Annotated in this window: 25 protein-coding genes; 7 read left to right on the top strand and 18 right to left on the bottom strand. The window is 56.1% G+C overall.

Features of this window, described 5'->3' with window-relative positions:
• Nucleotides 1-101 precede the first annotated feature (101 nt).
• From KDM89_RS08580 to KDM89_RS08570, 3 genes are read left to right on the top strand one after another with little or no spacing between them, the layout of a single operon-like run.
• Nucleotides 102-1,049, top strand: a complete 948-nt coding sequence (locus KDM89_RS08580; RefSeq protein WP_230427756.1) for an alpha/beta fold hydrolase — start codon at nucleotides 102-104, stop codon at nucleotides 1,047-1,049.
• A gap of 25 nt (nucleotides 1,050-1,074) precedes the next feature.
• Entirely contained in the window at nucleotides 1,075-2,463 is a 1,389-nt protein-coding gene (locus tag KDM89_RS08575; RefSeq protein WP_212687536.1) for a CoA transferase, read from the top strand.
• Between the two features lie 59 nt (nucleotides 2,464-2,522).
• The gene (locus KDM89_RS08570) at nucleotides 2,523-3,014 is read left to right on the top strand and encodes a hypothetical protein (RefSeq protein WP_230427755.1); all 492 of its coding nucleotides are present in this window, start codon (nucleotides 2,523-2,525) and stop codon (nucleotides 3,012-3,014) included.
• Nucleotides 3,015-3,053: 39 nt separating this feature from the next.
• On the opposite strand, the gene KDM89_RS08565 is transcribed toward KDM89_RS08570, so the two are convergent.
• From KDM89_RS08565 to KDM89_RS08550, 4 genes are all read right to left on the bottom strand, one after another.
• Nucleotides 3,054-3,608: a DUF2726 domain-containing protein gene (locus KDM89_RS08565; protein WP_212687534.1), complete on the bottom strand. Its 555-nt coding sequence runs from the start codon at nucleotides 3,606-3,608 to the stop codon at nucleotides 3,054-3,056.
• Between the two features lie 218 nt (nucleotides 3,609-3,826).
• Complete coding sequence (locus KDM89_RS08560; RefSeq protein ID WP_212687533.1) at nucleotides 3,827-4,561, bottom strand: alpha/beta fold hydrolase; 735 nt, start codon at nucleotides 4,559-4,561, stop codon at nucleotides 3,827-3,829.
• A 53-nt stretch (nucleotides 4,562-4,614) separates the two neighbouring features.
• The gene (locus KDM89_RS08555) at nucleotides 4,615-5,298 is read right to left on the bottom strand and encodes a DUF1045 domain-containing protein (RefSeq protein ID WP_212687532.1); all 684 of its coding nucleotides are present in this window, start codon (nucleotides 5,296-5,298) and stop codon (nucleotides 4,615-4,617) included.
• Nucleotides 5,299-5,307: 9 nt separating this feature from the next.
• Entirely contained in the window at nucleotides 5,308-6,189 is an 882-nt protein-coding gene (locus KDM89_RS08550) for an amino acid ABC transporter substrate-binding protein (protein WP_212687531.1), read from the bottom strand.
• A gap of 382 nt (nucleotides 6,190-6,571) precedes the next feature.
• Between KDM89_RS08550 and KDM89_RS08545 the strand changes: the two genes are divergently transcribed.
• Nucleotides 6,572-7,723: an alpha-D-ribose 1-methylphosphonate 5-triphosphate diphosphatase gene (locus KDM89_RS08545; protein ID WP_212687530.1), complete on the top strand. Its 1,152-nt coding sequence runs from the start codon at nucleotides 6,572-6,574 to the stop codon at nucleotides 7,721-7,723.
• A 352-nt stretch (nucleotides 7,724-8,075) separates the two neighbouring features.
• Nucleotides 8,076-9,332 (top strand): ABC transporter substrate-binding protein, encoded by a 1,257-nt coding sequence (locus KDM89_RS08540; protein ID WP_212687529.1) that lies wholly within the window; start codon nucleotides 8,076-8,078, stop codon nucleotides 9,330-9,332.
• Between the two features lie 62 nt (nucleotides 9,333-9,394).
• On the opposite strand, the gene KDM89_RS08535 is transcribed toward KDM89_RS08540, so the two are convergent.
• The 3 genes from KDM89_RS08535 to queC are packed head-to-tail and all read right to left on the bottom strand — an operon-like array spanning nucleotide 9,395 to nucleotide 12,348.
• Nucleotides 9,395-10,828 carry a bifunctional serine/threonine-protein kinase/universal stress protein gene (locus KDM89_RS08535; RefSeq protein WP_212687528.1) on the bottom strand — a complete coding sequence of 478 codons (1,434 nt, stop codon included), beginning with the start codon at nucleotides 10,826-10,828 and terminating at the stop codon, nucleotides 9,395-9,397.
• 1 nt (nucleotide 10,829) lies between these two features.
• Complete coding sequence (locus KDM89_RS08530; protein ID WP_212687527.1) at nucleotides 10,830-11,573, bottom strand: metallophosphoesterase family protein; 744 nt, start codon at nucleotides 11,571-11,573, stop codon at nucleotides 10,830-10,832.
• 58 nt (nucleotides 11,574-11,631) lie between these two features.
• Nucleotides 11,632-12,348, bottom strand: coding sequence for a 7-cyano-7-deazaguanine synthase QueC (gene queC / locus KDM89_RS08525; protein WP_212687526.1), 717 nt, complete (start codon nucleotides 12,346-12,348; stop codon nucleotides 11,632-11,634).
• 96 nt (nucleotides 12,349-12,444) lie between these two features.
• Here queC and KDM89_RS08520 point away from each other — a divergent pair, with 96 nt between their 5' ends.
• Nucleotides 12,445-13,755, top strand: a complete 1,311-nt coding sequence (locus KDM89_RS08520; RefSeq protein ID WP_212687525.1) for a lipopolysaccharide biosynthesis protein — start codon at nucleotides 12,445-12,447, stop codon at nucleotides 13,753-13,755.
• Here the strand turns inward: KDM89_RS08520 and KDM89_RS08515 are convergent.
• From KDM89_RS08515 to KDM89_RS22850, 9 genes are all read right to left on the bottom strand, one after another.
• A complete protein-coding gene (locus KDM89_RS08515) occupies nucleotides 13,703-15,472 on the bottom strand; it encodes a serine aminopeptidase domain-containing protein (RefSeq protein ID WP_230427767.1) in 1,770 nt (589 codons plus the stop codon). The genes KDM89_RS08520 and KDM89_RS08515 overlap by 53 nt on opposite strands.
• Nucleotides 15,473-15,477: 5 nt before the next feature.
• Nucleotides 15,478-17,982 carry a glycosyl hydrolase 2 galactose-binding domain-containing protein gene (locus tag KDM89_RS08510; RefSeq protein ID WP_212687523.1) on the bottom strand — a complete coding sequence of 835 codons (2,505 nt, stop codon included), beginning with the start codon at nucleotides 17,980-17,982 and terminating at the stop codon, nucleotides 15,478-15,480.
• A 2-nt stretch (nucleotides 17,983-17,984) separates the two neighbouring features.
• Nucleotides 17,985-18,983 carry a DUF1839 family protein gene (locus tag KDM89_RS08505; RefSeq protein WP_212687522.1) on the bottom strand — a complete coding sequence of 333 codons (999 nt, stop codon included), beginning with the start codon at nucleotides 18,981-18,983 and terminating at the stop codon, nucleotides 17,985-17,987.
• The gene (locus KDM89_RS08500) at nucleotides 18,980-19,891 is read right to left on the bottom strand and encodes an amino acid--[acyl-carrier-protein] ligase (protein ID WP_189356417.1); all 912 of its coding nucleotides are present in this window, start codon (nucleotides 19,889-19,891) and stop codon (nucleotides 18,980-18,982) included. The genes KDM89_RS08505 and KDM89_RS08500 overlap by 4 nt, the downstream gene beginning before the upstream one ends.
• 15 nt (nucleotides 19,892-19,906) lie before the next feature.
• Nucleotides 19,907-21,073 (bottom strand): acyl-CoA dehydrogenase family protein, encoded by a 1,167-nt coding sequence (locus tag KDM89_RS08495; protein WP_212687521.1) that lies wholly within the window; start codon nucleotides 21,071-21,073, stop codon nucleotides 19,907-19,909.
• Nucleotide 21,074: 1 nt separating this feature from the next.
• Complete coding sequence (locus tag KDM89_RS08490; RefSeq protein WP_189356415.1) at nucleotides 21,075-21,314, bottom strand: acyl carrier protein; 240 nt, start codon at nucleotides 21,312-21,314, stop codon at nucleotides 21,075-21,077.
• Between the two features lie 39 nt (nucleotides 21,315-21,353).
• Complete coding sequence (locus tag KDM89_RS08485; RefSeq protein ID WP_212687520.1) at nucleotides 21,354-21,800, bottom strand: holo-ACP synthase; 447 nt, start codon at nucleotides 21,798-21,800, stop codon at nucleotides 21,354-21,356.
• A 191-nt stretch (nucleotides 21,801-21,991) separates the two neighbouring features.
• Entirely contained in the window at nucleotides 21,992-22,735 is a 744-nt protein-coding gene (locus KDM89_RS08480) for a DUF3108 domain-containing protein (RefSeq protein ID WP_212687519.1), read from the bottom strand.
• Entirely contained in the window at nucleotides 22,735-23,904 is a 1,170-nt protein-coding gene (locus tag KDM89_RS22850; protein WP_212687518.1) for a DUF3108 domain-containing protein, read from the bottom strand. The genes KDM89_RS08480 and KDM89_RS22850 overlap by 1 nt, the downstream gene beginning before the upstream one ends.
• Before the next feature lie 207 nt (nucleotides 23,905-24,111).
• Here KDM89_RS22850 and KDM89_RS08470 point away from each other — a divergent pair, with 207 nt between their 5' ends.
• Entirely contained in the window at nucleotides 24,112-24,984 is an 873-nt protein-coding gene (locus KDM89_RS08470) for a PhaM family polyhydroxyalkanoate granule multifunctional regulatory protein (RefSeq protein ID WP_212687517.1), read from the top strand.
• 265 nt (nucleotides 24,985-25,249) lie between these two features.
• On the opposite strand, the gene KDM89_RS08465 is transcribed toward KDM89_RS08470, so the two are convergent.
• A complete protein-coding gene (locus tag KDM89_RS08465) occupies nucleotides 25,250-26,194 on the bottom strand; it encodes a hypothetical protein (RefSeq protein WP_212687516.1) in 945 nt (314 codons plus the stop codon).
• A gap of 158 nt (nucleotides 26,195-26,352) precedes the next feature.
• Complete coding sequence (locus tag KDM89_RS08460) at nucleotides 26,353-26,886, bottom strand: PadR family transcriptional regulator (RefSeq protein ID WP_212687515.1); 534 nt, start codon at nucleotides 26,884-26,886, stop codon at nucleotides 26,353-26,355.
• Nucleotides 26,887-26,976: the final 90 nt, after the last annotated feature.

Here is a 26,976-nt window from a genome sequence, read left to right as displayed (position 1 = left end):
TGCGGGAAATGTTTGCCACTGTTGTTTGTGGCGCGGGCGTGGGACAATAGCTGTTTTGACTGTTCGTCGATTGCAGCACAGGCTGTAATCAGTAAGGTGTTATGCGTGAACGTTCCAGAATTGTGATGTGGAGTTTGCTGGCGCTGGTGGTGCTGGCCATAACGGTGGTGGTGGCCATGAACTGGGCACCGGATCAGCCGGTACAAAAGTTACAGGATCGCTGGGCGACCGCGCCGTCGCGCTTTGTCAGCGTGAACGGAATGCAGGTTCATGTGCGTGATGAAGGCTGGGCGCAGGATCCTGTGCCGGTGCTGCTGATACACGGCACCTCATCCAGTCTGCACACCTGGGAGCGCTGGGCGAAAGATCTGAAAGCAGATCACCGCGTCATCAGCTTTGACTTGCCCGGCTTCGGGCTGACCGGACCTGCGCCGGATAATGATTACAGCATTGCGGCCTATCTGCGCTTTGTACAAAACCTGATGGATACGCTCGGCGTCAAAAAAGCCATCATCGCCGGTAATTCTCTGGGTGGTGAGATCGCATGGCGCTTTGCTGCTGAAATGCCTTTGCGGGTTGAAAAACTGATTTTGCTGGATGCATCCGGTTACGATTTCAAACCGCAGTCAGTACCGGTCGGATTTCAGATTGCGCGGATTCCTATTCTTGCCTGGCCTATGGATTTTTTACTGCCGAAAAGCACGATGGAAGACAGCGTGCGTGATGTCTACGGCAATCCTGACAAGGTGACGCCGGAACTGATAGAACGCTATACCGCGATGACGGTGCGCGCCGGTAACCGCGCCGCGCTGCGTAAGCGTCTGCGTCAGTTACAAGCGGGCGAACAAGCCGCGCTGATCAAAGACGTGCGGGTCCCGACGCTGATTTTATGGGGCGGTAAAGACAAGCTGATTCCGCCTGAATACGCGGAACGTTTTCATCAGGATATTGCCGGTTCTAAACTGATTATGTTTGATGAGCTGGGACACGTACCACAGGAAGAAAATCCGGTTGTGACACTGGCAGCTGTAAAGATATTTATTCAGTAAACCTGCTTTTTGCGGAGAGTTGACCATGACACTGACAGCGTATCAAATCGTACAGGACTGGTGGCAACTCAGTGGTGCAGAAGCAGCCAGTTTGCCGGCTTTTCATTTGACCGGTGATGCAGAGCAACTGCCGTCGCGTTATCAGGTGGGTGCGCTGGCTTCTGCCAGCATTGCAGCGCAGGCGCTGGCAGCACAACAGATTTTTGCAGCACGCGGCGGAGCTCAGCAAACCGTGTCAGTGAATCAGCGCCATGCACTGGCGGTGTTTCGCAGTGAACGTTATCTGCGCCTGAACGGTGGCATGCCACCGGAACCCTGGAGTCCGGTATCCGGCTACTATCAGGCAGCAGATCAGCGCTGGCTGCAACTGCATACTAATTTTCCTCATCATTTAAAGGGCGTACTGCAGTATCTGGGCTGCGCAGACAGCCGCGATGCGGTCGCTGCCGCGATCCGTGAACATACCGCATCTGATCTGACCGAAGCCTTATCTGAACGCGGTTTATGCGCATCGCTGATCCGTACACCTGCTGAATGGCAATCGCATCCGCAGGCAGCGGCGATTGCAGCCCAGCCTTTATTTCATATGCAGCGCAGCGGTGATGCGCCACCACGTCCGTGGACAGCTGCTGCACGGCCTTTGCAGGGCGTGCGCGTGCTGGATTTGTCGCGGGTGATTGCTGCACCGGTAGCGGCGCGTACACTGGCACAGCACGGAGCCGATGTACTGGCAGTCGGTGCCGCACATTTGCCGAATATTCCGGCGCTGGTGATGGATACTGGTCGCGGTAAACGCAATACACAGCTGGATTTACGTGATGCTGCGCAACTGGCGCAATTCCATCACTTACTCTCACAGGCGGATGTGCTGATACAAGCGTATCGCCCCGGTGCGCTGGCGGCGTTTGGCTTATCGGAACAAGTGCTGGCAGAGCGTTATCCGGGCTTGATTCAGTTAAGCCTGAGTGCCTACGGACAACAAGGCCCGTGGGCAACACGGCGTGGTTACGACAGTCTGGTGCAGTCGGCAACCGGCATTGCCTGCACCGAAGGCAGTGGCGATCCTTTGCAAATGCCGGGCAAACTGCCTTGTCAGGCGCTCGATCATGCAACTGGTTATCTGGCGGCGTTTGCCGTCATGCGTGCGCTGCAGCGCCGTGCGGAAGAGGGCGGCAACTGGCAGATACAGGTATCGCTGGCACAAACCGGCGCTTATCTGACGCGGCTTGGCGTTTCTGCGCATATTACCGGTCATGAACTGAGCGAAGCGGAAAGCGCGGGCTGGCTGCAGCAAGAGGATTCCGGCTTCGGTCAGCTGACGACGCTGCGTCCCGCAGAATCCATGCCGGCTTGTCCGCCGCACACAGACTTGCCTGCGATGCCTGCCGGCAGCCATCCGCCGGTCTGGTGGTGAGACTGCAGTTTTGCGCTGTCCTTTATGATCGCAGAGATATACCGATGGGGGAGATTGTGATGAAAATGCAGAGAAACATCATCATTGCCGCACTGAGTCTGGCAGGTTTGCTGAGCCAGAGTGCGCTGGCCGATAAACCGGAATGGGCCGGTAAACATGGCCGTGGCAAAGGCGAGCAGACGCAGCAGCAGGATGCAGGGCGGCAGAATTACCGTGGCGGCGACGCGCAACTGAATATCAGCCTGAGCTTCAGCAGCCACGACCGTCAGATTCTCAGCGATTACTATCAGTCGCAGCAACGTGCCGGTCATTGTCCGCCGGGGCTTGCGAAAAAGAATGCCCAGTGTATGCCGCCGGGACAGCTGAAAAAATGGCAGCGCGGTCAGGCGCTGCCGGGCGATCTGCGTTACAGCGAATTACCACCGGATATTTATCGACGTCTGGCGCCGCTGCCGGCCGGGCATCGCTATGTCACGATTGCCGGTGATGTACTGATCATCGCGACCGCTACCCGCATGGTGATTGATGCGGTCGAGGGTTTACTGCGCTGAGGCTGGTTTTTCCGGCCTTACTGCGACATGGCCAGGCGCTTACTGCGCCTTTGCCACCATATCTTCAAATTCCTGATCCAGCACATGCGGGTCAGCGGGGCGGGACAATACCGGCTCGCTGAACGCAGCCCGTATCGCCAGTTCATCCGGCATCAGGCGGGTATGCCAGCGGATTAAACGCAGCTCTGCATCACGGCAGACGCGGGTAATGCGCTCATTCACTGCCTGATGCACCAGACCCTGCTGACTGTCTTCATCCAGCTCAACGGCAGCGACCACCGAAAAGTCTTTACGGCAGATCAGAAAATCCAGTTGCAGTTCGCGGATGCGCGGCTGCCATTCAAAAAAGCTGTGTCCTTTGCTGACACCCATGACGCGGGTCAGCGGTACTTGCGCGAGGATGATGTATTCGGGCAGCGCCATGCTCAGGCGGTGATACAGCACCTGTTCCGCAGCATTCAGCGGATGGCGTGCATAAAACGGCCACGGGCCTTGTGGTTCCTGCGCCGATTTAGCAGCAGGGCGGACACTGAACAGACGATGGGCAAACCAGATCAGAAAAATGATGGTCAGAACAAAAGCAAGGTAGCGCATGGTGTTTGCTCCGGAAAAATATAAAAAATGCAACACGCATAATATTGAACTATTGATAACTACAATTCAATATCAAAGTGTCTACATTTCGTAAATTTTTTACAACATTGCTGATATCGGCTGTTTTTTGGAAAAACAGGGGGGTATAGGCGAAAATCGCCTTGTTGTCGGCATGAAATAAGGGGCTTTTAAAATACCCCCGGGGGTATTCTGAGTGCTTAAAACTTGCCTGCAGGCAGTGTTGTCAGGTGGTATTGCAGCAAACGGATGACATGTTCCGGTTGCTCGAAGACGGACATATGGCCGCAATCCGAGAGCATGTCCAGCGTGCTGCCACGGGCAGCGGCAGCCATGCGTTCGGCTTCCTGCATCGTGCGCATCTGATCATCAGCACTGGCAATGATGTGCACCGGACACTGCAGCGCCGCCAGTTCGGCATGACCATCAGCCCGCACTATCGCCATTTGCTGACGGAAAGTAGCGATACCGAGATCGACCGACATCGCCAGCATGCAATCAATCCAGCGCGGTTCGGGTCGCTGCGGATGCAGTGCGCGCAGCAGGGCGGTGCGGGTCTGGCCGCGATACGGATACACTTCCAGCGCTTTCAGTTGTTGCTGTGCGCGGGCGACTTCTTCACCGGTAGTGGCACGCGCCGAGGAGTTCAGTAAAAACAGCCGCTGCACTTTATGCGGCCAGCGCGCTGCCAGATGACGCGCTACATAGCCGCCCAGCGAAAAACCAATCACCACCGCGTTATCCGGTATTTGTTCAGCCACAGCAGCGGCGCAGGCTTCGATACTGTCATGCTGATGCGCGGGCATGCAATGCACACGCCCCATGCTTTGCAATGCAGGCAGCGCGCATTGCCACAGGCGTTGATCACACATGAAACCGGGGATCAGGACCAGATCAGGCTGGTCAGCAGAAGAGGCAGGCAGGACAGACATCATGCAGGTTCAGCAAAAGGAAACAGGCTGGCATTGTCGCACAGCCTGCGACGGGTTCAGCCACCGAAACGGAAATGACGGTGCAGCATGAAATCAGCGCCCGGTTCGGCTTCGGTGAACAGCGCGATACTGCGTATCACCAGCGGTTCGCTGATCGCAAAGAAGCGCTGCGCCGCTGCGACGATGGCATCGGCAGAATCGGTATTGTGCAGACTGTCGCTGAGCGTCATATGAAACTGATACTCTTCTTCGGTGTACGGATAACCCCAGTGCGATAACAATCGCAACTGGCGCGCACTGAGTTGCTGGCGCTGGCGGCGTGCCAGCTCGTCCAGTGTCAGCGGTGCGCGCAAATGATCGAATTCACGCACGCAATCCATCGCCAGCCGGTTGATTTCATCCTGCGGTTCGCCCGGCAGTATCGCGAGAAACTGACGCAGCAGACTGACGCGCGGTGACGGCAGGGTGACCGCTGCGCGCTGCGCGGTGAACTGCTGCAACAGGTTTTCCAGCGTGCTCAGGCTGTGCCCTTCAGCCAGCCGGAACGGTGCTTTCAGCGTTGCATGAAAACCGTAACGGCGGGCATCGCGGGTTAAGGTGTGCAGGACGCGCGGATGCACATCCGGCAAACGTACCTGCGGCAGTTCTGTCGTCGTCAGCGGGTCACGCCCCAGCCAGCGGCAACCGGCATCCCACCACAGACTGTGTGGCTCCGGCGCAAAATACAGGGCGTAACGCATGCTCAAGAATTAATCTCCTAACTGGTCGCTGGGGAAACGCAGCGAATCACGCAGCAAAAAGCTCATCGGCATTTTCAGATTCGCATTTTTCGGCGGGATCGGTTTCATAAACCAGCGGTCATAAATTTTATAAATGTCGCCGTCGTGCACCAGCTTCAGCATTTCTGCATCGACGATTTTTTTGAACGCAGGGTCACCTTTGCGGAACATGATGGAATACGGTTCCACCGATAAAGGTTCGCCGATGATCTGGAAATCCGCCGGATTTTTGCTTTCCGCTTTCAGGCTGTACAGCAGCACATCATCCATCGGAAACACATCGGCTTTTTTCTCTTCCACCATGCGGAAAGATTCCTGATCGCTGGCGCTTTCTGTCAGTTTCATGCGCAGCGCGCTGATATCGTTTTTCGAATTCAGCAATTGCACAGTAGTCGTGCCGCGTGTGGTGACCACAGTTTTTTCACGCATTTGTCCCCAGCTGCGGATGCCGCTGTCGGTACGCACCAGCGCTTTCACGGATGAGAAGAAATGCGGAATCGTGAAACCGTATTTCTGGCGACGCTCTGCATTGTTGGTCGTGCTGCCGCATTCCAGATCGATTTTGTTTTCCACCAGCGCACTGAAACGTGTCACGGAATCAATCGGCACATACTGAATTTTCATGCCCGGCAGTTTCAGCTCTTTGCGGATACCGTCTGCAATGCGCTGGCATAACTCCACCGCGTAACCACTGGCTTGTTTGTTCGCATCGGTGAAGGCAAACGGCGGCGTTTCGCGCACACCGATCTGCAAGGTTTCGGTGCGGCGGATTTTTGCCAGCGTGTCTTCCGCGGCTGCATGTCCGCAAGCCAGCAGGCCAATTACTGTGAGGGCACTCGTCAGATGTTTCATGGGTCAGTGGTCCGTATCAAATGGTAAGCAGGGTGATTTGATGATGCAGTTTTCTTCAGACCCGGGCAAGGCATTACCGCAGCCAGCCCTGATATCGCAGCAAACATGGCCGGAATGTTGCATCCGTGTCCGTGTCTTTATGCGAATATCATTTAATGTAACAAGCCTGAGGGAGAAGATTGCATCGAAAAATCAGGTTTCAGTCAGAAAAAATTTTGTGCTTGCTCTATGCAAACCGGAGGGTGATCTCCTAGAATACATTTTTGCCAATTATTAAAATGTTACAATTTGTTCGTATTGTGCCTTTTTCCCGATTGCGGATGCTGTGTTGCCGCAAATCATGATAAGGTTGTGAATCACCGGAAATGTCTGGATTGTTGCTGTGAAGAATTTATCTGCTCCTGTTTTTATTCGTAATGCCAGACTGGTTCTGCATAACCAGGTTCTCAGCGGTTCACTCAGCACCAGCCACGGCCGCATCAGCAGCGTGGATACCGGCAACAGCGGAACCACGGGCGAAGACTGGGAAGGCGACTATCTGATCCCCGGTCTGGTCGAAATCCATACTGACAATCTGGAAAAACACCTGATGCCGCGCCCCAAGGTCAACTGGCCTGTGCTGCCCGCCATCATCGCCCATGACGCGCAAGTGATTGCCGCCGGTATCACCACCGTGCTCGACGCCTTAGCAGTTGGCGACATCGATCCCGATAGTCTGCGCAACCAGTCGCTGCAACCCTGTGCGCAGGGGCTGGCCAGCGCTGCTGCCGCCGGTTTGCTGCGCGCCGAACACTTACTGCATTTACGCCTCGAACTTGCTGAGCCTGACCTGCCCGGCTTACTCGCACCATTTATGCTGGATGAACGGCTGGCGCTGGTGTCGCTGATGGACCACACACCGGGTCAGCGTCAGTGGAGCGATCTCGGTCATTACCGTACCTATGTCACCGGCAAGCGTGGCTGGAGCCACGAAAAAGTCGATCAGATGCTGGCAGTGCTGGCGGAACGGCAGCAGCGTCATGTGGCGGAAAACCGTCGTCTGGTGGTCGCCATGTGTGGCCGCAGCGGCCGCAATCTGCCGCTGGCCAGCCATGACGACACCACGCCGGAGCATGTGCTGGAAGGCGTGGCGGACGGCGTTTGTATCAGTGAATTTCCAACCACGCTGGCTGCTGCCCGTGCCGCCCGTGAACACGGACTGGCAGTGGTTATGGGCGCGCCGAACTGTGTGCGCGGCGGTTCGCATTCCGGCAATGTGTCGGCGGCAGAACTGGCGCGCGAAGGTTTGCTGGATATGTTCTCATCCGACTACGTGCCATCCAGTCTGCTGCAGGCGGCATTCATGCTGCAACAGTACGGTTATTCGCTGCCGGAAGCGATTGCCACCGTCAGTGCAACACCGGCAGCCGCGATTGCACTCGACGACCGCGGGCAAATCGCTACTGGCCTGCGTGCCGACTTCCTGCGCGTGCGGGTGCACGACGGGATTCCGGTGGTACTCGGTGTCTGGAAAAGCGGTCAGCGCGTGTACTGATTCTCGGTTTCTGTTGCCTCAGATAAAGGCTGCCATCGGGCAGCCTTTTGTTTTACTGCCGGTAAAAGTCGCTGGAAAGAGCCTGCCAGCCGCAAAAATGCCTGAAATGCGGTGTTGAGCACAGCGATCCGGCGGTTGTCGGCAGAAAGTCCGGGCCTCCACAAATCGTCAATGACGATAGCTGCACAATTCAGGCTGCTTGTATCCGCTCCAGACTGCAGCAGCCTCACCGGAGCCGGCTGTCCTGCATGCTGCCGGCGTCAAAGTTTGCGGCATCACAATCCCTGTTATGACCTGATCCCGCATCGCATGGTAATCTTGCATTGTTTTGCTGTCACTTTGCCCTCATTCCATGAACATCCGACCGCTTCGTTCCCGACGTCAGTTGCTGACGGTGCTGCCTTGTGTGCTGGCCGCAATGACCCTGAGTCCGCTTGCTGCAGCGCAGGAAGGCAAGGTGCGCATTGGCCTGATTGCATCGCTGAGCGGCAGACCGGATACCGCCACCGGTGAAAGCATACGCGGCGCGGCGCGCACCTTCGTGCTGGAGATCAACCGTCAGGGCGGCTTTCTCGGTCGTCAGGTAGAGCTGGTGGAAAAAGATGATCAGTCAAATGCCGGACAAACCTCGGTACTGACCCGTGAACTGATCGAAAAAGACAAAGTCGTTGCCGTGCTTGGTTTATCCGATACAGCCAGTGCGATGCAGGCTGCGCCGGTATGTCAGGAAGCGCGCGTCCCTTTGTTGTTGACCGCCGCCAGTGGCAATGTGCTGCTGCAATCGTGGATGCCGCCAGCCATGCCGGACAGTTTTATTTTCCGTGTCGCACCCGGCGACAGTGTGCAGCAGGAAGCCTTGCTGCATGACATTCTGGATAAACGCAAAATCAGCACGATTGCTCTGTTGCATGACCAGAGCCCGGAAGGACTCGCAGGCAAAGAAAGTCTGCTGACGGAAATGACGCGGCGCCATGTGCAGCCTGCGGTTACGGTGTCACTGGGGCAGGGGCCGCACGATGGTTCTGCGCTGCTGCGCCAGATTCACGCCGCCGGTGCCCGTATGGTGCTGGTGTATGGCAAACCGGCAACTGCTGCACTGGTGGCAGATCAGTTGCAGCGCAGCCGCTTTGTGTTGCCGATGGCAGGCAGCGCAGCGCTGGCATCGCGCAGTTTTACCGGTATTGCGCGTGACAGTGCGGAAGGTGTGCGGATGCCGCTCAGTTATCTGGAACACGATTCCGCGCGCAGCAAACAATTCACACAGGCATATCAGCAAAGTAACGGCGGCCGTTCGGTTCCGGCGGCGGCAGTCGCCGCACAAACCTATGATGCATTGCAGATACTGCGCGCAGCAGTGCAGCAGGCGCAGTCCACCGAGCCGGATAAAATCCGTGATGCGCTGGAAGACTTGCAGGGCGAAGTACAGGGCACGCTGATCAGCCGGTATCTGAAACCGTTTTCGCGTTTTGAACACGATGCCTTATCGGCAGATATGCTGGTCGTCGCAGAATTCTGGCGCGGGCAGGTGCGTTTTGTTTACCGCGAAGATGCTGCCGCCGCGGTGGAATTTCGCCCGCGTAAAATTCGCGCTGAAGGTAACGCGAAATAAAATATCAATAAATGCATTAATATCGTGGCGTATTCTTTTTCTTCGCCGATGCAGTTACCGCATCAGGCTTTCTGATCCGGTGTTTTCACAACCGTGACAGTACAGTTAGCTTCCGCCACCACTTGCGCGGACACACTGCCCAGATAACGGCGAATGGCAGAACTGCCGCGTGAACCGATAATGATGTGATCGACTTCATTCGCTTGCGCGTAATCGATGATCGCTCCCGCCGTATCCGGTGCTTCCAGCACGTGATACGTGATTTTTCCGGCACTCAGTTGCAGTGGCCGCGCCCAGTGTTTCAGTTCCACCAGTTGTTTGACGTGGATGTTTTCCCCTTGCTGTATCAGGCTTTCATCCATGCCGATGCGGCTGGTTTTGCGCACGGTGATACAAGCCAGCCGCGCACCGGGTTCGGTTTGCAGCATACGGCGGGTGACGGAACGCAGACTTTCTGCCAGTGCTTCAGTACCGTGGGTTAAATCCAGCGCCACCACAATCATCGGCGATTTGGCTAACTGTTCTGAAATACTGTGACCCAGCACCGGTTCTTTACCAGCTGCCTTCAGCCGCCGTTTCATTACCGATAACAAGCCATCCTGCGATTGCTTTTCTGCCCGTTCCGTCAGCGGAATCTGATCCGGGTTTTGCAGTAAAAATCCCAGTTGTGCCGCGGTATCAAAGCGGTCTGACGGTTGTACTTCCAGACAGCGCAAAACGATTTCCTGAAACCACGGCGGTAAATCCGGCCGGTGTGAGCGCGGCGGGATGGGATCACGGTATAAACGTTTTTTCAGACCGGAGACTGAGGTCGGATGTCCGAACGGACGCTCGCCGGTGGCAAGGTGATACATCAGCACGCCCAGCGCAAACAAGTCACTGCGCGGTTCATTGCGCACGCCCAGCACTTGTTCCGGCGAAATATACGGGCCGGTTCCCATCGGCAGGCGGAATTCTTCATCCAGCAAATCGGGCAGCTTATCGTGTCGCGAGAGACCGAAATCGATCAGTACTGCAAGCTGGTCGCGGAACATAATATTGCTGGGTTTGATATCCAGATGAATCACATGCTGGCGGTGTAAATCGTGCAGTGCATACGCAACCTGAATACCGGCCTGTACCACTTCTTCCAGCGGCAGCGGCGAGCGGTCGAAGCGGGCGCGTAAAGATTCACCGGCAATCTGTTCCATCACGATATACGGTTGCGCATCGAAGTCGCCGGAACCGAAATAGCGCGGCACATGCGGACCTTTCAGTTTCGGCATGATCATCTGTTCGACTTCAAATGCCACGATCGCGGTCGGATCATCGGTGGAAAACAGCAACGGGACTTTCATGATCAGCGGCGGCACACCGTTTTCCATGCCGGGTTTACCAGCATGCCGGTTGCGCAGATCGGTGACACGCCACAGTGCAGCCATGCCACCGGTATGCAATTTTTCTTCCAGACGGTAACCGTCGAATTCCATACCGGGTTGCAGGCTCGGTGCGCGCATACTATTCCCCTGTCAGTAGTCGTTTTGCCAGTGATGCGGGTAAGCCGGCGGCAGTAATTTTGCCGGCGGCAGTTTCATAGTCGTAGGGTACGCGGTAAAACGTTAGTTCTTGTGTATCTGTATCAAAGGTGGCGTAACAAGCGGCAGGATTGCCGTCGCGCGGTTGTCCGGCAGAACCCGGAATCACCAGCCAGCGGCGCTGCTTACTCAGCGGTATGGAGTGTTCGGGCGCTGGCAGAAATTCACCGGTTTTGCCGGTCATGGTCATGTGGTACAGCGTCGGAATATGCACGTGGCCACAGACGGTAATCTGCGCTTTGCAGGCATGCATACTGCGCATGGCTTCCATCACGCCGTCGATGTATTCCCATTTTTCCGGCGCCCAGGCGTTGGCATGCACCAGCAGCAAATCATCTTTTTCGATGCGGTAAGGCAGATTGCGTAAAAACGACAGTTGTTCTGCATTCAGTTGTGAACGGGTCCATTCCACCGCTTGCCGTGCAGCCGGATGCATAGAGGAGGTATCGCTCTGAAACAATGCTGCATCGTGATTGCCCTGTAATACCCAGGCACCGCGTGCAGCATGTTCCATGACCAGACTGGTCACTGCAGCCGGATCTGCACCGTAGCCAACCAGATCACCGAGAAACGCAAACTGACTGACGCGGCGTTCGGCAGCATGTGCCAGACAAGCCTGTAAGGCTTCCAGATTGGCGTGCAGATCAGTGATCAGGGCAATAAGCATGGCGGATTCCGTTCACAAAAACATGCTGTCAGCATAAATCGGAAAGCTAACGTCAGACTTACACGCGGTCACGATATTGCAGATAGCCACGGGCGCGCAGTTCACAGGCCGGACAAGTGCCGCAGCCATGACCCCAGTCATGCAGTGCGCCTCGCTCACCCAGATAGCAGGTGTGCGTATCCTGACGAATCAGATCCACCAGCGCTGCGCCGCCCAGTTGTTCTGCCAGTTCCCAGGTCTGGGATTTATCGATCCACATCAGCGGCGTTTCCAGCTTCATGCGGGTTGCCATACCCAGATTCAGTGCAACCTGCAGCGCTTTCATGGTGTCATCGCGGCAATCCGGATAGCCGGAAAAATCGGTTTCGCACATACCGCCGACCAGCACATTCAGACCACGGCGCACCGCCAGAGTGGCAGCGACCATCATGAACATCAGATTACGGCCCGGCACGAAGGTATTCGGCAAACCATTAGCCTGCATTTCGATCGCGATATCCTCGGTCATCGCGGTGTGCGATAACTGCGAAATCAGCGACAGGTCTATCATGTGATCCTCACCGAGGCGCGCGGCCCATTCCGGCGAGAATGTACGCATTTTTTCCAGTAAAGCAGGGCGGACAGTTAGCTCAATCGCATGTCTTTGTCCATAATCGAAACCAATTGTTTCAACGCGTGCATAACGTGACAATGCCCAGGCAAGGCACGTAGTAGAATCCTGACCACCACTGAATAAGACCAGTGCTGTATCGTTGTTGTTGCTTAGTATTTTCATAAAAGTGTAATTTATTCAATCTTTGTTCCGGCCAGACATACAGGATGTACGGCGCAGTGCCCGCCAGCGGGCATAGAACGATGTTAACGCAAGCGCATGACTTTTCATAAAAAATTTCTTTCTGCCTCGGTATTATCGGTCATTGATCAGGGCATGCTCAGTGCACTGAATTTTCTGATCGGTGCGGTACTGATCCGCCTTGCTACCAAGGAAGAGTATGGCTTGTACGGACAATTGTATTCCGGTGGCTTGCTGGCCGGTCTGATTGTCGATTCCTGGATTGCCGGACCACTGACCACCGTTGCCAGCGCAGTGCATGTCAGCACACGCAAAAACCTGTTACGTCGTTACTGGGCCAAGCAGATTTTCTGGACAGTGCTGATGGGGCTGACGGCATTTCTGATTGTCGAATTTGTACCGGCAGCCACTCATCACGCTGATAAAGCCTTGCTGCTCGGTGCTGCATTCGGCGCGTATGTCATCGGTAACGGTTTGCGCGAATACGGACGTACAGTCGGCTTCATTATGTCTGACATCCGCAGCGTACTGCGTCAGGATATTGTGTACGTGGTGGCAGTGCTGGGCGGACTGGCATGGCTGTATCAGACCGGTGATATGGCGGTGGCGCCGATTATGTTCATGCTGGCCGGATGCTCTGCATTATGTGCGCTGTTCGGAAGACAGCGTCTGATACAACTGACCGGTGGTGATACTGCGATCAGCGACGAAGACCGCGTTATTCTGCAAAACCATCAGACTGAAATTCAGGGGCATGGCCGCTGGGCTGTGGCCGGTGTGATTGTCGGATGGTTATCGAATTACAGCTATATTTATTTATCCGGTATCTGGCTCGGGCTCAGCGCGATTGCAGATCTGAATGCGGCGCGTTTGCTGTTAATGCCGATTCCGCTGGCAGTCGCGGCATGGGTGCGTGTGGCAAGGCCTGAAGCAGCACGCCTGATGGCTGCGCATGACTGGAAGGGTTTGCGGAAACTGACATGGTTTTCACTGGCCGGTATTGAAGCCGTGGTGCTGATGTATGTCGGTTTTATGCTGCTGACGCTGCCGTGGCTGGAACGCAATGTAATCGGTAATAAATACGACGGACTGGACCCGCTGATCATGTTGTGGGGTGCGTACTTCGCAGTGAATTCGGCGCGTACCATTGGTACTTCGTGGCTGATGAGCGGCGGTGAATTCCGTTCGATGTTTTTCCTCGGTACGGTGACTTTGCTGCTGGTGATCGGTATCACCACCGCAACGCTGCCGTATCTGGCAGCGGCGGGAGCGATTGTGGCGCTGATTGCAGTGGAGATTTTCGAGACTGTGGTGGTCTGGCGCTATATCCTGCCGACTATGCAGCGGAATCGCCAAAACGCTGCTGCAGTTGTTTCGTCAGATAGCTGATCACTTTTTGCTGGGCATGCAGCGGCGTGAACGTATGATCGGCGCCGCGCAGTATCCACAAATCAAAGCGGTTGCTGCGCCTTAACAGCGCAGCATGCCGCCCGAATTTTTCTGTCATCAGATCCACGCTGGCGTCGCCCGCATCCATCACCATCAGCACATGTCTGCCCTGCGCACAAAATGCGCGCAGATGGCGGGCTTCCGGGCTCAGTAAAAACGAAATCGGCAACCAGTTTTCAGTCAGCTTGTGTGCAATCGCCGCCAGCCGTTTCAGGATGCGAGCGGTCAGCTTGGAAAAGATCAGCCCGAAACGGATATCGCCGCTGAATAAGCGTTTCCATGTGGCCGGATCTCGCAATGCTTTGACGTAAAAACTGGACGATTTGATCGACGTCTGGCGTCGCTGTTCTATGGTTTCTTCCGGATTCCAGGCATACACCAGCTGATTCATCAGCATCAGACCGCAAATGCGCTTGTCGGCCAGACTGGTGCTGTATGCGAAGTAAGCGCCGGAACACAAACCACCGAGCACAAATTCCTGATAACCCTGCTGCTCCAGAAAATCCATTGCCGCGCGGATATCGGCGACGCCATCGGCAGCATGCACATCGTTATGATTGCCTGCTGCAGTGGCGTGGCTGTAACCGATGCCGGATTTATCAAAGCGCAGCACGGTGAAGCCTTGCTGTATCAGCGTCCGCGCCAGCTTCACATACAGGCGATGATTACCGGTGCGGTGATTCGCACCGATATTGCACAGAATCACCGCAGGTTTTTGCGTATTCGGTTGCTGCGGCAGACTCAGCACACCTTCCATGCCATCGAAATGCACGATCTGTTCACGGATGGTCATGGCGTCCTGCAGCCATTGTGCTTCGGATGCGCTTGAAGGCAGCTTAGGTGCAGCAATCGCTGCATGCGTTTCAGGAAACAAGCCGCTCAGCCAGTCCGTGCAATGCTGCCACATTGCATGCGGTACCACGCTGCTGTGTGCGTCCACCTGCATCATGGCCTGATAGCCGGGCAGCGCAGAAAAGAAGACAGCATCATGTTGTTGCTGCCATTGTGCTGCCAGTGCGGCTTCCTGCCCTTCAATATCATCGCGGCTCAGCAGTAATACCGGACAAGCCGGTACAGCCATTTTCTTCAGATCCAGCGCAGCCATTGCGCTGCGGGTTTCTGCCGGAAAAACATAGCCGGTCAGTTCTTCATCGCTGAGGGTTTCCAGCACTTCGGGCGGAAGCCCCATATTGCGCAATACCTGCAATTCACGGGCATAGGCACGGCCACTGATCACAGGCGCGCACAGCAATAGGGCATCAGCGCGGCAGGCATCGCTGACACTCGCAGCCAGCAAAGCACCGAAGCGCAAACCGGCCAGACACAAATGCTGTACCTGCGCCTGTTCGCGCAGCCAGCCAGCAGCGGTGCGGATATTGTCCTGCCACGCAGCAATCTGTGCGGTGCTGATATCAGCGGCATCGCCGGTATGCTGGTAATCAAAACTCAGTACATCAAAACCGGCAGCCGATAAGCGCGCCGCCAGCATGCGCAGCGACAGATAACTGACCATATATTCATGGCCGAACGGTGCGCACAGCACCACACCGCAGCGGCGGCTGAGTTTGCTGTTGTGTTGTGCAGGATGATAATGCGCGAGCATCGGCGCGGCGCTGTCGCCCAGCCAGAACGCCTGCGCAGCAGGAGGATGAAACATGGTAGTCACGATACAGCGGCCTCCGCAGGGAAGGCCAGTTTCAGCGCGCCGTTCAGATTCAGCGCACTCAGTTGTAAGCGGGTGTTCGCAGCAACGCCGGACAATTGCAGCGTATGCGGCACGCCCGGATATAAATGGAAATAATTGTCACTGCACTGCCCGTCGTTTGCCTGCAAATGCACAGCCTGCAGGAAGCGGTCGCTGCACAAACGAATCTGTACCTGCTGCGCATCCTGATCAACAACTTGCAGTGCTACGCTGGCGTGCGATTCTGCCGGTAATACATGACCGGCGGGAAATGCAAATCCAGCGGCGGCAGGAGCAGAGTCTTCTTCTGCCTGCCAGTGCAGCGCAGCCACCTGATGGCTGACCGGCCCGAAGCGGTAGGCATAAGCGGTATCCATGAAGTAAGGCAGCAAAGCATCTGCCCGTTGCTGCCACTGGCTGTGCGGTGCCAGTTCCAGCGGCAGGCTGACTTCCGCCGTAGTGCTGGATGGTAAGCGCAGCAAACGCAGCGTCAGCGTGCCGCGCATGGTCTGCGCACTGTCATTCACGACATGGCAGGCCAGACCGTTTAAGCCTTCATCGGTCAGGAAAGCCGCTTGTGTTGCCATGCTGCGCTTCAGATAGTAGTAAGCTGCTTTCGGTTGCCCGTGTGCATCGACCACGCCCCAGCCTGCGCCTTCGCGCAAATCTTTCCAGAACCAGATTAAAGCGCCGTGACAGCCAGAACCGGCACGGCGCCAGGTTTGCAGAGTTTGCTCCATTAACTGACCGGTCACGCGGCGCGTCAGCGCCAGATAACGTTCACGGTCGGCATATCGCAGACGCATTGCATCGGTCTGATAGATTTGCGTCAGATAATGATCGCGCACATCTTCAAAATCCCATGCCGTGCCGTGATCGCGCGGCACGCCCTGTTTCCAGGAAGGATGCGCGCCGGGGCTGTCACCGTTGCCGTGCATACGATCAAGCAGACTGTCTTCCGGCATATTCGCAAAGCCCAGACATTCCGATGTGAAACGCACACCGGATAAACGCGCATCATCCGGTGTGCGCAAGTAGGCGCCGACGCCAAAGTAATGCGCGATACCGGCATCGACCTGAAACGGCATCACGCCGCCGCTGGGGCTGGACGGGATATACAGCAGATCCGGCCGCCATTGCTGGCACAGCGCCGGTAAGGATTCGGCAAAGAAAGGATTACGCCAGTTCTCTGCGGGCTGACCAAGCATCGCCGCCTGTTGTTCAACTTCGCTGTTGCCGCAAATCACGGCAAGACAGACCGCCGACTGCGTGTGCTGTAAGAAGTTGCTGGCCTCAGCAGTGATCAGATCCGCAAACGCGGCATCACCCACCGGATAATCCATATTCGCGAACATCATGTCCTGCCATACCATGATGCCCATCTCATTACACAATTGATAAAACATATCCTGCTCAAACTGCATCGTACCCGGCAGGCGCAGCATATTCATGCCGGCATCACGTGCCAGTTCCAAATGCTGGCGCAGCACATCCGGTTCTGCATATAAGCGCGTGACGTCCGCCGGAGTCCAGCAGGCACCACGGCAGAATACCGCGACGTCGTTCACATACACGGTGTAGCCGCCATCCTGCTGATCCGCATGCAGGCTGCGGAAACCGGTTTCACCGAGCGGTAGCATCAGATGCTGGTTTTCACCTTCGAGTTCCAGCAGGCAGGTGTACAGATGCGGTGTACCGTGCGTATGCGGCCACCAGCGCTGCGGTTCGGGGAAAAATAATTCGCCCTGCAATTCGCTGCGCTGCGCATCCTGCGGCAGAATGCTGAGTTCTGCGCTGTGCGGGCCGACGTGCAGCAAGGCACGTTTCAGTTTTTGGGTTTGCTGAATGTGCGCATGAAAGCGGACATAGCCATCATTGCCATGCAGTTCCGGTTGCAAACGGTGCTGGCTGATGCGCCAGGTCTGACGTCGTTCAAACCAGACCGGACGATACGGCCCGACCGGTGCGCCGGCCGGTGACCAGCCAGGCATACGACCGAGCAGGCTGGTGCGCAACCAGCGCAATTGCTGTTGTTCGACCAGACGGGTTTTCCAGCGCGGACGCGGACGGCGTTGCGCCAGCAAGCTGTTCAGCGCCGGAAAATACAGGGTCAGCGTACCGCTGCGCTGTGCGCCGAACACGCTGTCCGGCAGGCTGCAGCGCATGAACATCGTATCCGATTGCCCGATCTGTACATCGTTCCAGAAAATCTGTGCCGGTCCGGCCAGACCATCAAAATGCAGGAAGGCCAGATCCTCCGGCAGCGTCAGCGTGGTCTGAAACCACACATCATGCTGATCCAGCGGTTCCGGTAAAGCCTGATTCGCAGCGCGGTATACCGAGGCGGCAGTGCAGGGTGGCTGCGCAGTCAGCGCAGCCTGCCAGTTCAGTGCGGAAGGGGCTGAAAACTGCCCGGATGCGGTGATCTGCATAGCCCACTGGCTGTCCACGGCAGAAACGCTGGGGGAGAGAAAAGCCTGCATGATTATTTCTGCACAGTAGCGGCATCCAGCTCCGCTTCCAGCGCTGCCATACCGTGGCTGTAATGGGTGCTCAGTTCGTCCACCAGGCTTGCCAGATCGACGACGCGCGGACTCATCACGGCACGCGCTGTTTTCATCAGCAGGGTTTTGGCGGTGGCAGAAATGGCGGCGAATGACGCTGCAGCTTCAGAAAAATCGCCCTGTTGCTGCGCCGTCAGCCAGCGCAGCATTTCGCCGCCCAGCGAAAATCCGGCACCGAGCTGGCGCAGATTGGCGAACGCATACGCATGATAAGCGCCCATGCCTTCCTGTTTTAAACGATCCACTTCCTGCAAAAATACCGGCGCAAACGCCTGTACCGGATTTTGCTCAGGGCGGCGTGCCACATGCTTGCGCAGCAGCGTTAATGCACGTGCCGCCAGTTCGGTTTCCGGCAAGATCTGTTTGCGGTCGGTGCGTACAAATTCAGCGAACAGCGGCATGAAAGCCGGATCATGCGGTTTGCCGACGCGGAAAGTTTCCACGAAATCTTCACCCTGCAGCACGTGATAACTGCTGTTGTGGAAGTAACCGAGCTTTTGCGCTGCGACGTCGATTTCCTGAATCGCAATCGTGGTTTTCACATGATTGGTGCGGTAATCAGTACCGGCGGTATCCGGCAGCCAGAACGCATCGCTTTCGGTCAGCACCAGACGGCCGCGCTCCAGTTGTGTCAGCGCGTTTGGCAGCAAGCCGCGCCAGACATTCAGTTCCTGTACGTCGATACCGTACAGGGTGAATAAATCTTCATGTGGCGGCTTGTAAAACGTCCACTGGTCGCCGTCAAAATCATTGGCGAACACCATGGATAAACAGGCCAGCGGATTCAGTCCGAGGCTGTGCAGTAACTCTACCCAGACATCGATATAGCAATTGGTTTCCGCCCATTCGCAGTCGGGCGCATGCAGCGCATGCGCCTGATAGCCGTTTTCCAGTGCGGGACGAAAGGCGGCGACGCTCATAAGCCCAGTTGCTCCCGTACGCTGGCTGGCCAGTCTGCCAGTTGCATACCGTGGGTGCGGAACAGTGCCATCACGATGCGTTCCAGACCAAAGCCGAGGCAGGCTGTGTGCGCGGTGTCGCCGTTGGGATTCTGAATTTCAAACAGTTTGCCGAAGTGATCCTGGTGGTAATTGAAGGAACAGACCGCAGTCGGTTTTTCCTGCCAGATCACCGGCACCACGATTTCAAATTTCAGTTGCTGTTCGCGCTGATTTGCTGCCAGCATGCGGCCGCCGCGACCGAAGAAAGGATCGGACGCGACTTCGGCGCGCGCAGGCAGACCGAGCGAGGTCAGAATTTCCAGACCACGCTGCAACCACAGGTCGCGCCATGCCACCACGACATCCGGCGTGCCGACACGCACGAATTCACGCACGCGGAAAGATTGCATACGGGTTGGTTCCGGCGATGGTTCGTGACGGAATACCCAGTTCTGCATATCCACCAGACGACCGCCTTCCGGCAGCGTGCCGGTAAAGCTCGGATACACCGGATAGCAGGCAGCCGGTGTCAGGCAAACCGCTGTCATGGTTTGCAGATGAGTCCACGGACGGCCTTCATGCACATTCTCAGACAATTCTTTGTGTTGCGCATCATTGCCGGTAAAGCTGAAAATCGTACCGGCCAGTTGCGGGAAAGAATCCAGATATTCACTGCGTTCCAGTACTTTGCGATCGAGGCAAGGCGGAAACGACATCCGTGTTGCCAGATCCGGCGCAGCGACGCGCGACACATAATCATCAAACTGGCGCAGCACTTGTTCAAACACCGGACCGCGTCCGAAAATGCCCTGTACACCGACAGGAATAATGTGACCGGCAGCTACCAGATCATCGTGCAAGCCTTCAGGCGTAAAATCAGCAGACATTGTTTGTTCTCCTTATCAGTCGTCTTTGAGTACCAGCAGCAGATTGGCATTGGTTGCCAGAATGCGGTCATTGCCCACCATCAGCATCGCGGACAAACTGTCGCGTACATGGCGGTTCATGCTGAACGGTGTACCGTTTTTATAGGCCACAATGCCGCAGATCGACAGGGCTTTCTGCACGATGCGCGGTAATTCTTCAGTCGCATCGATTTTCAGATTATTCATCCGCACCGAGTACCCTATCGACGACAGCGGGCCGGTCGCCGCATCTTCACGGGCTGACAAGACTTCATATTCATGCAGACAGGCTTCCACCGCGCTGCGCAAGCCCTGCAGCATGCTGACCAGTTCCGCCAGACGGGTAGCGGTCGGCGGTACGGTGCCCGGTTTGCTGCGTGCCTGTTTGCGTACAAAAGCGCGTGCTTTGTTCACCGCTGCCGATGCGCAACCGCTCCAGCAACCGCCCCACAGTAAATGCGAGACCGGAACAACGGTACGTGCCGACATATCACCGAACGGCACTTTCATGATTTGCGCTGCATCGCCGCTGGCAGTGACCAGGAATGGCGGACTGCAGGTGCCGCGCATTCCCATGGTGTCCCAGTTACCTTTTTGTTCCAGCGTGAAATCACCTTTGCGCAACAACACTAGCACCTGATCGCTCGGGCCTGCCTCTGCATTGCGGCGTGCAGTCAGCAGTAAATCATCGGCTTGTGCGCCGTACGAAATGGTGGTCGCATCTTTGACTACGTGATAACGCTGGCCATCGCTTTCCACTGCACACTGACTGCGGCGCATTTCACCGCCCACATTCACTTCAGAAGTGACCGAGGCAATCAGATACTGATGCTGCACCAGATCGCGCAGATATTGGCTGAACCATGCATCGTCCGGCGCGTGATCGACAATCGTAATCACCTGAATCTGGTGCATCGCGAAAATCATTGCCGTCGATGCGCAGGCGCGCGCCAGCGTATCGCACATCACCACCAGCTCGCGCAGGCTGACGCCGGCACCACCCAGTGATTGCGGCACGTAGGCGCTCATAAGTCCGGCTTGTTTCAGGGCAGCGATGGCTTCGTGCGGGAAGCGTGCTTCGCGGTCCACCGCATCGGCATGCACAGCCGCGACATCATTCGCAATCTGTTTTACCTGTTCCGTCAGTGTGAGGGCGGCGCACATATCAGCCTTTCAGTTCTTCAATCGCTGCGTTAATCGCGCTGATGCTTTCAAACACACTGCGTTTCAGCATGCGGTCAGGAAATTCCAGATCAAATGCATCTTCCAGTGCCAGCATCACATTCACGCTGGCATGCGATGTCATACCGGCTTCGTACAAATCTGCGTCATCAGACAGTGTGGCAACATCCACGGTGAATTTGCCGTGGTCTTTCAGAATCTGACGGATCGTATCTTTGCTCATCGTATTTCCCCTTATGAAAAATAATTGTTATCTGTTTTTTTAAGAATATCCGGAAGTGCTGGCAACCGCGATCGCATAATCCTGATCGTGGCTGAGACTCACGGCGATATGGTAAATCCCTTGCCTTGCGGCAATGTGACGTATTTCCTGATGCAAACGAATGAATGGCGCACGTCCTTGCGGACGCACCACTTCCACCTGCTTCCACGGTAACGCGGTATCAGCATCCGGATTCAGTAATTTGAAGCAGGCTTCTTTCGCGGCGAAACGTGCGGCCAGACTGGCAGCAAAGCCGCAGCTGCCGGGGCGTGCATCCTGAATTTCGGCGGGCGTGAAGATTTTGTGCAGATAGCGGTCACCGAATTGCTGTAACGATGCAGTGACAGCTGGAATAAATGCCAGATCGCAGCAGACCGAAGGGCGGGCGGCAAAGCGCCGGCGCTGACGGATGCGGAATGCAGAAAATGGCGCTGGCGTAGGCATCATTCGCAGTGGGCAGGAAATTGTAACTAAACGTAATAACCCAATAGGATAGACGAACTGTCTGACATCAGCGTGAAAAAATGCAAACTTTTAACGAAAAAAAACGGTTTCATTTCCACGTGGAAATAAAACCGTCCTGATTGCATCCGGAAACATGTTGCAATCCGGAAATTTTATAAAAGCTTTCCTGAAAATTAAGAATTTGCTCCTGTCTTTTTCAGGCTTTCTAAAGTCTGATCGACGAAGTCACCGTCCGCGTCGCTGAAGCGCAAACGCACCGGATACCAGTCCAGACCGGGCGCCAGCCAGATATCCAGTTGCTGATCTTTCGAATCTGCCGGTGGAGCTTTGCTTAAATGCAGACAGGCTTGCGGCCCCATCGCGGTTTGCAGGGTTTCATTGCCGACCACGCGGAAAGTCCACGGATCGGCATCGCGGCGTCCGGCGACGAATAATTTCCATTCCTGTCCGGTAACCGCTTTATCCGGTGTCGCGCGGATCAGCGCAATCACTTGCCACACCGCGCTGCTGCGATCCTGCTCGCCGCCTTTCAGCGTATAGGTTTGCTCAGACGCAGAAAATCTCAGCGTTTTTTTTGCGCGGTCAAATGTGGTGATGGTTTCCGGTTTATTGAAACGCTTTTCATTAAACTGCTCCGGTGCCAGACCGAAACTGTCAATGCTGCCACGGCTGCCGGTATCGAGAATTTTGCCGACCAGCATTGCGCGGGTTTCGCTGTGGACGCTGTATTTTTTTTCGTCCGCCTGCCATTGCACGGTGGCATTGCCACTGACCGGAATGCCGCTTTGCTTGGCCTTAATCGTGTAACGCAATTCTGCTGACGGTGCCAGCGAAAATGCTGCCGGTTCCGCCGCGCGGGCTGCAGCGCTGCCCAGCAACATCAGACTCAGCAAACTGCGTATCAATATTTTATTCATTAATGTGGGCTCCATTCCGTACTGCGCAGGGTTTGTGTGGTGACTGCGCCATTGCTTTCTGTATTGCGTATCTGCACCGGCAGCCAGTGCAGTTCCGGTGCCAGCCAGATATCCAGCGCCGAATTGTATTTGCCCGCCAGCGGCGGTCTGCGTAAATGCCAGCAGCGATAATTGCCTGCGCTGGTTTTCAGCGTGGTTTCTTCCACCACTTCAAATTCAAAATCCATTGCATCGCGGTCTTCCGCAACCTGAATGCGGAAACGGCGACCGGCCTGAAACCAGCCCGGATCGGCTTTGCCCAGCGCTGCCAGTTGCAATAGTACGCTGGCGCGGTCTTGTGCGCCGGATTGCAGTGCAAGTGTTTTATTCGAAGACGAAAAGGTCACCGTTGCGCCACTACGGTCAAAATGCGTCGCGGTTTCACTGCGTCCGCGCCGTTTTTCACTGAGGATGCGCGGCTGCAGCGCTGCCTGCGTGATTTGTCCTTCGCTGACCGACTGATACAGCGTGACCGAAGTCAGCAGCAAATCCAGTCCGGCATTCAGTTCCAGCCGGTAATGCTGGCTGTCATGCTGCCAGCGCACTTCACCGACACCGTACATGGGATTTTGTCCCGGCGTTTCGCGCACGATACGCATTTGCATCGTCACCGATGGCGGCGCAATGATCTGCGTTGTCGTCAGGCGCGGCGCATCGTCAGCAGCACTGACACCTTGTGCCTCGCCGGAATTGGCGCTGCCAGTGCCAGAACTACCGGAACTACCGGCGCGGTTGCCATCGCCGTCAGTATGCGCTGCGGTGGCAACCGCAGACAGCGCAGGAATCAACTGGCTGGCGGCCAGCGGTAACGCGGGTGCTGCAGCGATCTCCGCATCGGCGATGACGGCTTGAGCCGGAGCGCGGATCGCAGCGCGGCGTGCTGAACCGGTGGAAGCATTGGATTTCGCAGCCAACGTGGCTTTGTTTGCAGCCGGAGCAGGTGCTTCTGCAGCGGGCGCAACTGCGGCCGGAACTTCGGTCAGACTGATTTGCAGGGCCGCTGGCGCGTCGGGCTGCTGTGCTAACCATGCACCGTTCAGCGCAGCCAGCAGCAAGCCGTGCAGCACCGCTGCCAGCGTCAGATAGGGCAGTAATTGCCGTATAACAGAAGGGCCGGAAGTTGGTTTCACCTGAGTGTTCAGTTCAGTCAGAAAGCAGGATGACATGCGGGGCGCTACGCAAACTGTTGTACAAATTGCGTGTCGCATTAGTGTAACGCAGGCTTTGCTGTATGCGCTTGATTGACGCATTAGTATCACTGATGCAAGATATGGCAGCGCATGCCTGGCATGCCTTCTTACATTTTCCACCAACCGCAGTTCACACGGGAGTTGACGATGAATCATCCTTTTTCCGGCAGCGATGGCGCTTCCGGTATGTCTGATCCCCTAGGCTGGGTCAAACGCCTCTGGGGCAGTATGCAGGTTCCCGGCATGGTCACGCCGCCGATGTCGCTGGATGAACTGGATCAGAAAATTCAGGATTTAAAAACCGTGGAATCGTGGCTGAATGTGAACATGAGTATGTTACGCGGCACGATACAAACGCTGGAAGTGCAGCGTGCCACGCTGTCTGCGCTGCAATCGCTGCGCGAAAATTTCATGCAGCAGGCGCAGAATGTGCAGGAAACAGCTGCAGCCGCTGCCGCCAGTGCGGCCAGTGCCAGCCGCAGCGGCTGGCCTATGCCACCGGCTGCCGATAATCCGGCCAGTGCAGGCGCGCAGACTGAAGAAGCACCGGCAGAGAGTGCAGCAGCGCAAGATCATGCCGCTGCGGCAGAAGCAACTGAACCTGCCGCAGATACTGCGCAGGCCGCCGGACAAAATGCATTCACCTCACCATCGGCATGGTGGAATTTATTGCAGGATCAGTTCCGGCACGCGGTCAGTCAGGTAACGGCGCAGGAAAAAGCCAGTGCGGCAGCGCAGGCAGCAGAAGCTGCGGCGGAACCAGCGGCGGAATCGCCTGCAAAAAAACCGTCAAAACCCACTGTAAAAAAAGCAGCAGCCAAATCCGCTGCGGGCAGCACTGCTGCCGTCAAAAAAACGCGCAGCAGCACAGCCAAACCTGCGGCTGCAAAAACGGTGAAGGCTACAAAAGCCAGCACGCCGCGCAGCAAGCCTGCCAGCGCAGTTTCAGGCGTTGCAAGCACCCGTGCTCCTGCTCCCGCAACACCGCGACGCAAAACCAGCGTGAAGAAAGCCGGCTGACATTTCCGCTTCGCTGACGGTTTGTATCAGGGTTCCGCCAAGCACGCCGCATCTTCCGTGAAGGAGGATGCGGCGTGTGGCTTTTCAGATCCTTGTCAGTGTTTTTGGCCTGATTTGCGGACTTCTGCATAGCGATCCGGCGGTCGTCGGCAGAAAGTCCGGCTCTCCGGAAATCACAAATGACGATGTCTGCACAACGCCCTGACCGTGCAGACAAAAAAACAGCCCGCGCAAAGGCGGGCTGAGGCGGGGCCTGATCGGCAGATTACTGAATCGCTTTGGCTTTTGCTGCAGCGATGGTGCTGTCGTTCCAGTTGAAAGTCTGGGTTTCGCCTGTTTTCTGGCAGATCAGATTGATCGCATTACCGGAACGGAATGTGACGCTGATCGTGCCGCAACTGCCGGTGCCGCCCTGCGCAATGCTGTACTGACCACCGGTAGGATTATTGGTAATGCCTTTGGTGGAGCTGGTATCTGCAGGAATCACCATATTTTCTACGGTGCTGGTCACTACATTGCTGTTGCCGGTATTGCGTTTGTAGGTGTACGCGAAGCTCATGTTCAGCGCACTGCCAGCGAAATTGCTGGTGGTGTTCTGATTGGTTTTGGTCAGCGATGTCGTGGTGTTGCTGATGTTGTATGTATTACTGGCGCTCAGCGGGAAAGCGGCGCTGAGGCTGCTGACTTTGACGGAATCCGTCAGCTGATCCACCGAAGCAACACTGCCTGCCATCGCCAGATTATTGATACTGAACACCAGACTGCCATTGCCGGTATCGTAGACACTGAGTGCAGCATTGCTGTTGATTGCCAGCGTGTTATTCGGATTGGTCGTTACCGCCACAGTACCGGAAAAACTGTTATCCGCAGGGAAGGTCAGTGTGCATTTATTGACTGTCAGATTGCCGCCGCTCAGCGCAGCCGTGCCGCCTTTCGGGCAATTCACGCTGCCCTGCACATTTGCTGCCATATACAGGTAGTAATGGGCGTTCATCATCAGCTGCGTCGCGATCCAGCTTTCAGCAAACACATTCACGGCTTCCTGCATGCTGGCAGTCAGCGTCGCCGCGCCACCGCCGGATCCGGAGCCACTGCCGGAACCGCTGCCCGAAGAACCGCTACTGCTATTGTTGCCGGAATCGCTGCCACCGCCACCGCAGGCGCTCAGTACTGCTGCTGTCATTGCCAGCATTACCCAGGTCTTTTTCATCGCTGATCCTTTTCAGAAAAGGCATCGCCGTTCAGCGATACCGTAGGTTGAATTGATAGCGTGGATTGTCTGAGTCTTATGACAATGACTCTATGGAACAGATGTTCTATGGAACATGGATATGAAATGCGGTAGTGCGGATTTTCGGTAGCGCCGCGTCAGTCCTGCGCAGACTGTAATTCGGCAATCGCTTCGCGGGTCCAGCTGATGCGGCCTTCTTCGTATGCGATACCGGCTTTCAGAATCAGATACTGCAGCCGCGCTTCCTTGCTCAGCGTGCCCTGAAAATCGCGCTGCTCAATGGCGCGGTACACCGCCAGCTGCTCTTCATGCAAAGCCAGACGGCGCTGCAATTCTTCCGGCATGCCAGTCTCACCGGTCACTGCGCTGGCGCGCAGGCGCACCATCAGGCCATCGCGCAGATGCAAGGGTTCGCTCGGTGTATGCAGCCACGCCAGCAAGGCCGCACGACCGGCATCCAGCACTGCAAATTCTTTTTTACCGGCGCGTCCACCAGCCACTTCCACCGAACTGACCCAGCCGGCTTCTTCCATTTTCGCCAGTTCGCGGTAAATCTGCTGATGGGTGGCATGCCAGAAAAAGCCGATTGATTTATCGAAACGGCGCGCCAGTTCATAGCCGGAACAAGGCTTTTCTAGCAGGGAAGTCAGCAGGGCGTGGGGCAGGGACATAGAAACATTCATCGAAACCGGAAAGCAGTTCTAGAATACCCGCACTACCCCCGCTGTGGCAATTTAATATGCAACTTGTTGCATATATGA

Origin of the sequence: Cognatundibacterium luofuense (assembly GCF_018139685.1) — a bacterium.
GTDB lineage: Bacteria > Pseudomonadota > Gammaproteobacteria > Burkholderiales > Burkholderiaceae_D > Undibacterium > Undibacterium luofuense.
This window is presented reverse-complemented; position numbering and strand designations above follow the sequence as displayed.

What these genes read in the sequence shown, in the direction of transcription:
- KDM89_RS08580 (WP_230427756.1), top strand. Translation starts at nt 102, where the DNA reads ATGCGTGAACGTTCCAGAATTGTGATGTGGAGTTTGCTGGCGCTGGTG.
- KDM89_RS08575 (WP_212687536.1), top strand. Translation starts at nt 1,075, where the DNA reads ATGACACTGACAGCGTATCAAATCGTACAGGACTGGTGGCAACTCAGT.
- KDM89_RS08570 (WP_230427755.1), top strand. Translation starts at nt 2,523, where the DNA reads ATGAAAATGCAGAGAAACATCATCATTGCCGCACTGAGTCTGGCAGGT.
- KDM89_RS08565 (WP_212687534.1), bottom strand. Translation starts at nt 3,608, where the DNA reads ATGCGCTACCTTGCTTTTGTTCTGACCATCATTTTTCTGATCTGGTTT.
- KDM89_RS08560 (WP_212687533.1), bottom strand. Translation starts at nt 4,561, where the DNA reads ATGATGTCTGTCCTGCCTGCCTCTTCTGCTGACCAGCCTGATCTGGTC.
- KDM89_RS08555 (WP_212687532.1), bottom strand. Translation starts at nt 5,298, where the DNA reads ATGCGTTACGCCCTGTATTTTGCGCCGGAGCCACACAGTCTGTGGTGG.
- KDM89_RS08550 (WP_212687531.1), bottom strand. Translation starts at nt 6,189, where the DNA reads ATGAAACATCTGACGAGTGCCCTCACAGTAATTGGCCTGCTGGCTTGC.
- KDM89_RS08540 (WP_212687529.1), top strand. Translation starts at nt 8,076, where the DNA reads ATGAACATCCGACCGCTTCGTTCCCGACGTCAGTTGCTGACGGTGCTG.
- KDM89_RS08535 (WP_212687528.1), bottom strand. Translation starts at nt 10,828, where the DNA reads ATGCGCGCACCGAGCCTGCAACCCGGTATGGAATTCGACGGTTACCGT.
- KDM89_RS08530 (WP_212687527.1), bottom strand. Translation starts at nt 11,573, where the DNA reads ATGCTTATTGCCCTGATCACTGATCTGCACGCCAATCTGGAAGCCTTA.
- queC (WP_212687526.1), bottom strand. Translation starts at nt 12,348, where the DNA reads ATGAAAATACTAAGCAACAACAACGATACAGCACTGGTCTTATTCAGT.
- KDM89_RS08520 (WP_212687525.1), top strand. Translation starts at nt 12,445, where the DNA reads ATGACTTTTCATAAAAAATTTCTTTCTGCCTCGGTATTATCGGTCATT.
- KDM89_RS08515 (WP_230427767.1), bottom strand. Translation starts at nt 15,472, where the DNA reads ATGTTTCATCCTCCTGCTGCGCAGGCGTTCTGGCTGGGCGACAGCGCC.
- KDM89_RS08510 (WP_212687523.1), bottom strand. Translation starts at nt 17,982, where the DNA reads ATGCAGGCTTTTCTCTCCCCCAGCGTTTCTGCCGTGGACAGCCAGTGG.
- KDM89_RS08505 (WP_212687522.1), bottom strand. Translation starts at nt 18,983, where the DNA reads ATGAGCGTCGCCGCCTTTCGTCCCGCACTGGAAAACGGCTATCAGGCG.
- KDM89_RS08500 (WP_189356417.1), bottom strand. Translation starts at nt 19,891, where the DNA reads ATGTCTGCTGATTTTACGCCTGAAGGCTTGCACGATGATCTGGTAGCT.
- KDM89_RS08495 (WP_212687521.1), bottom strand. Translation starts at nt 21,073, where the DNA reads ATGTGCGCCGCCCTCACACTGACGGAACAGGTAAAACAGATTGCGAAT.
- KDM89_RS08490 (WP_189356415.1), bottom strand. Translation starts at nt 21,314, where the DNA reads ATGAGCAAAGATACGATCCGTCAGATTCTGAAAGACCACGGCAAATTC.
- KDM89_RS08485 (WP_212687520.1), bottom strand. Translation starts at nt 21,800, where the DNA reads ATGATGCCTACGCCAGCGCCATTTTCTGCATTCCGCATCCGTCAGCGC.
- KDM89_RS08480 (WP_212687519.1), bottom strand. Translation starts at nt 22,735, where the DNA reads ATGAATAAAATATTGATACGCAGTTTGCTGAGTCTGATGTTGCTGGGC.
- KDM89_RS08470 (WP_212687517.1), top strand. Translation starts at nt 24,112, where the DNA reads ATGAATCATCCTTTTTCCGGCAGCGATGGCGCTTCCGGTATGTCTGAT.
- KDM89_RS08465 (WP_212687516.1), bottom strand. Translation starts at nt 26,194, where the DNA reads ATGAAAAAGACCTGGGTAATGCTGGCAATGACAGCAGCAGTACTGAGC.
- KDM89_RS08460 (WP_212687515.1), bottom strand. Translation starts at nt 26,886, where the DNA reads ATGTCCCTGCCCCACGCCCTGCTGACTTCCCTGCTAGAAAAGCCTTGT.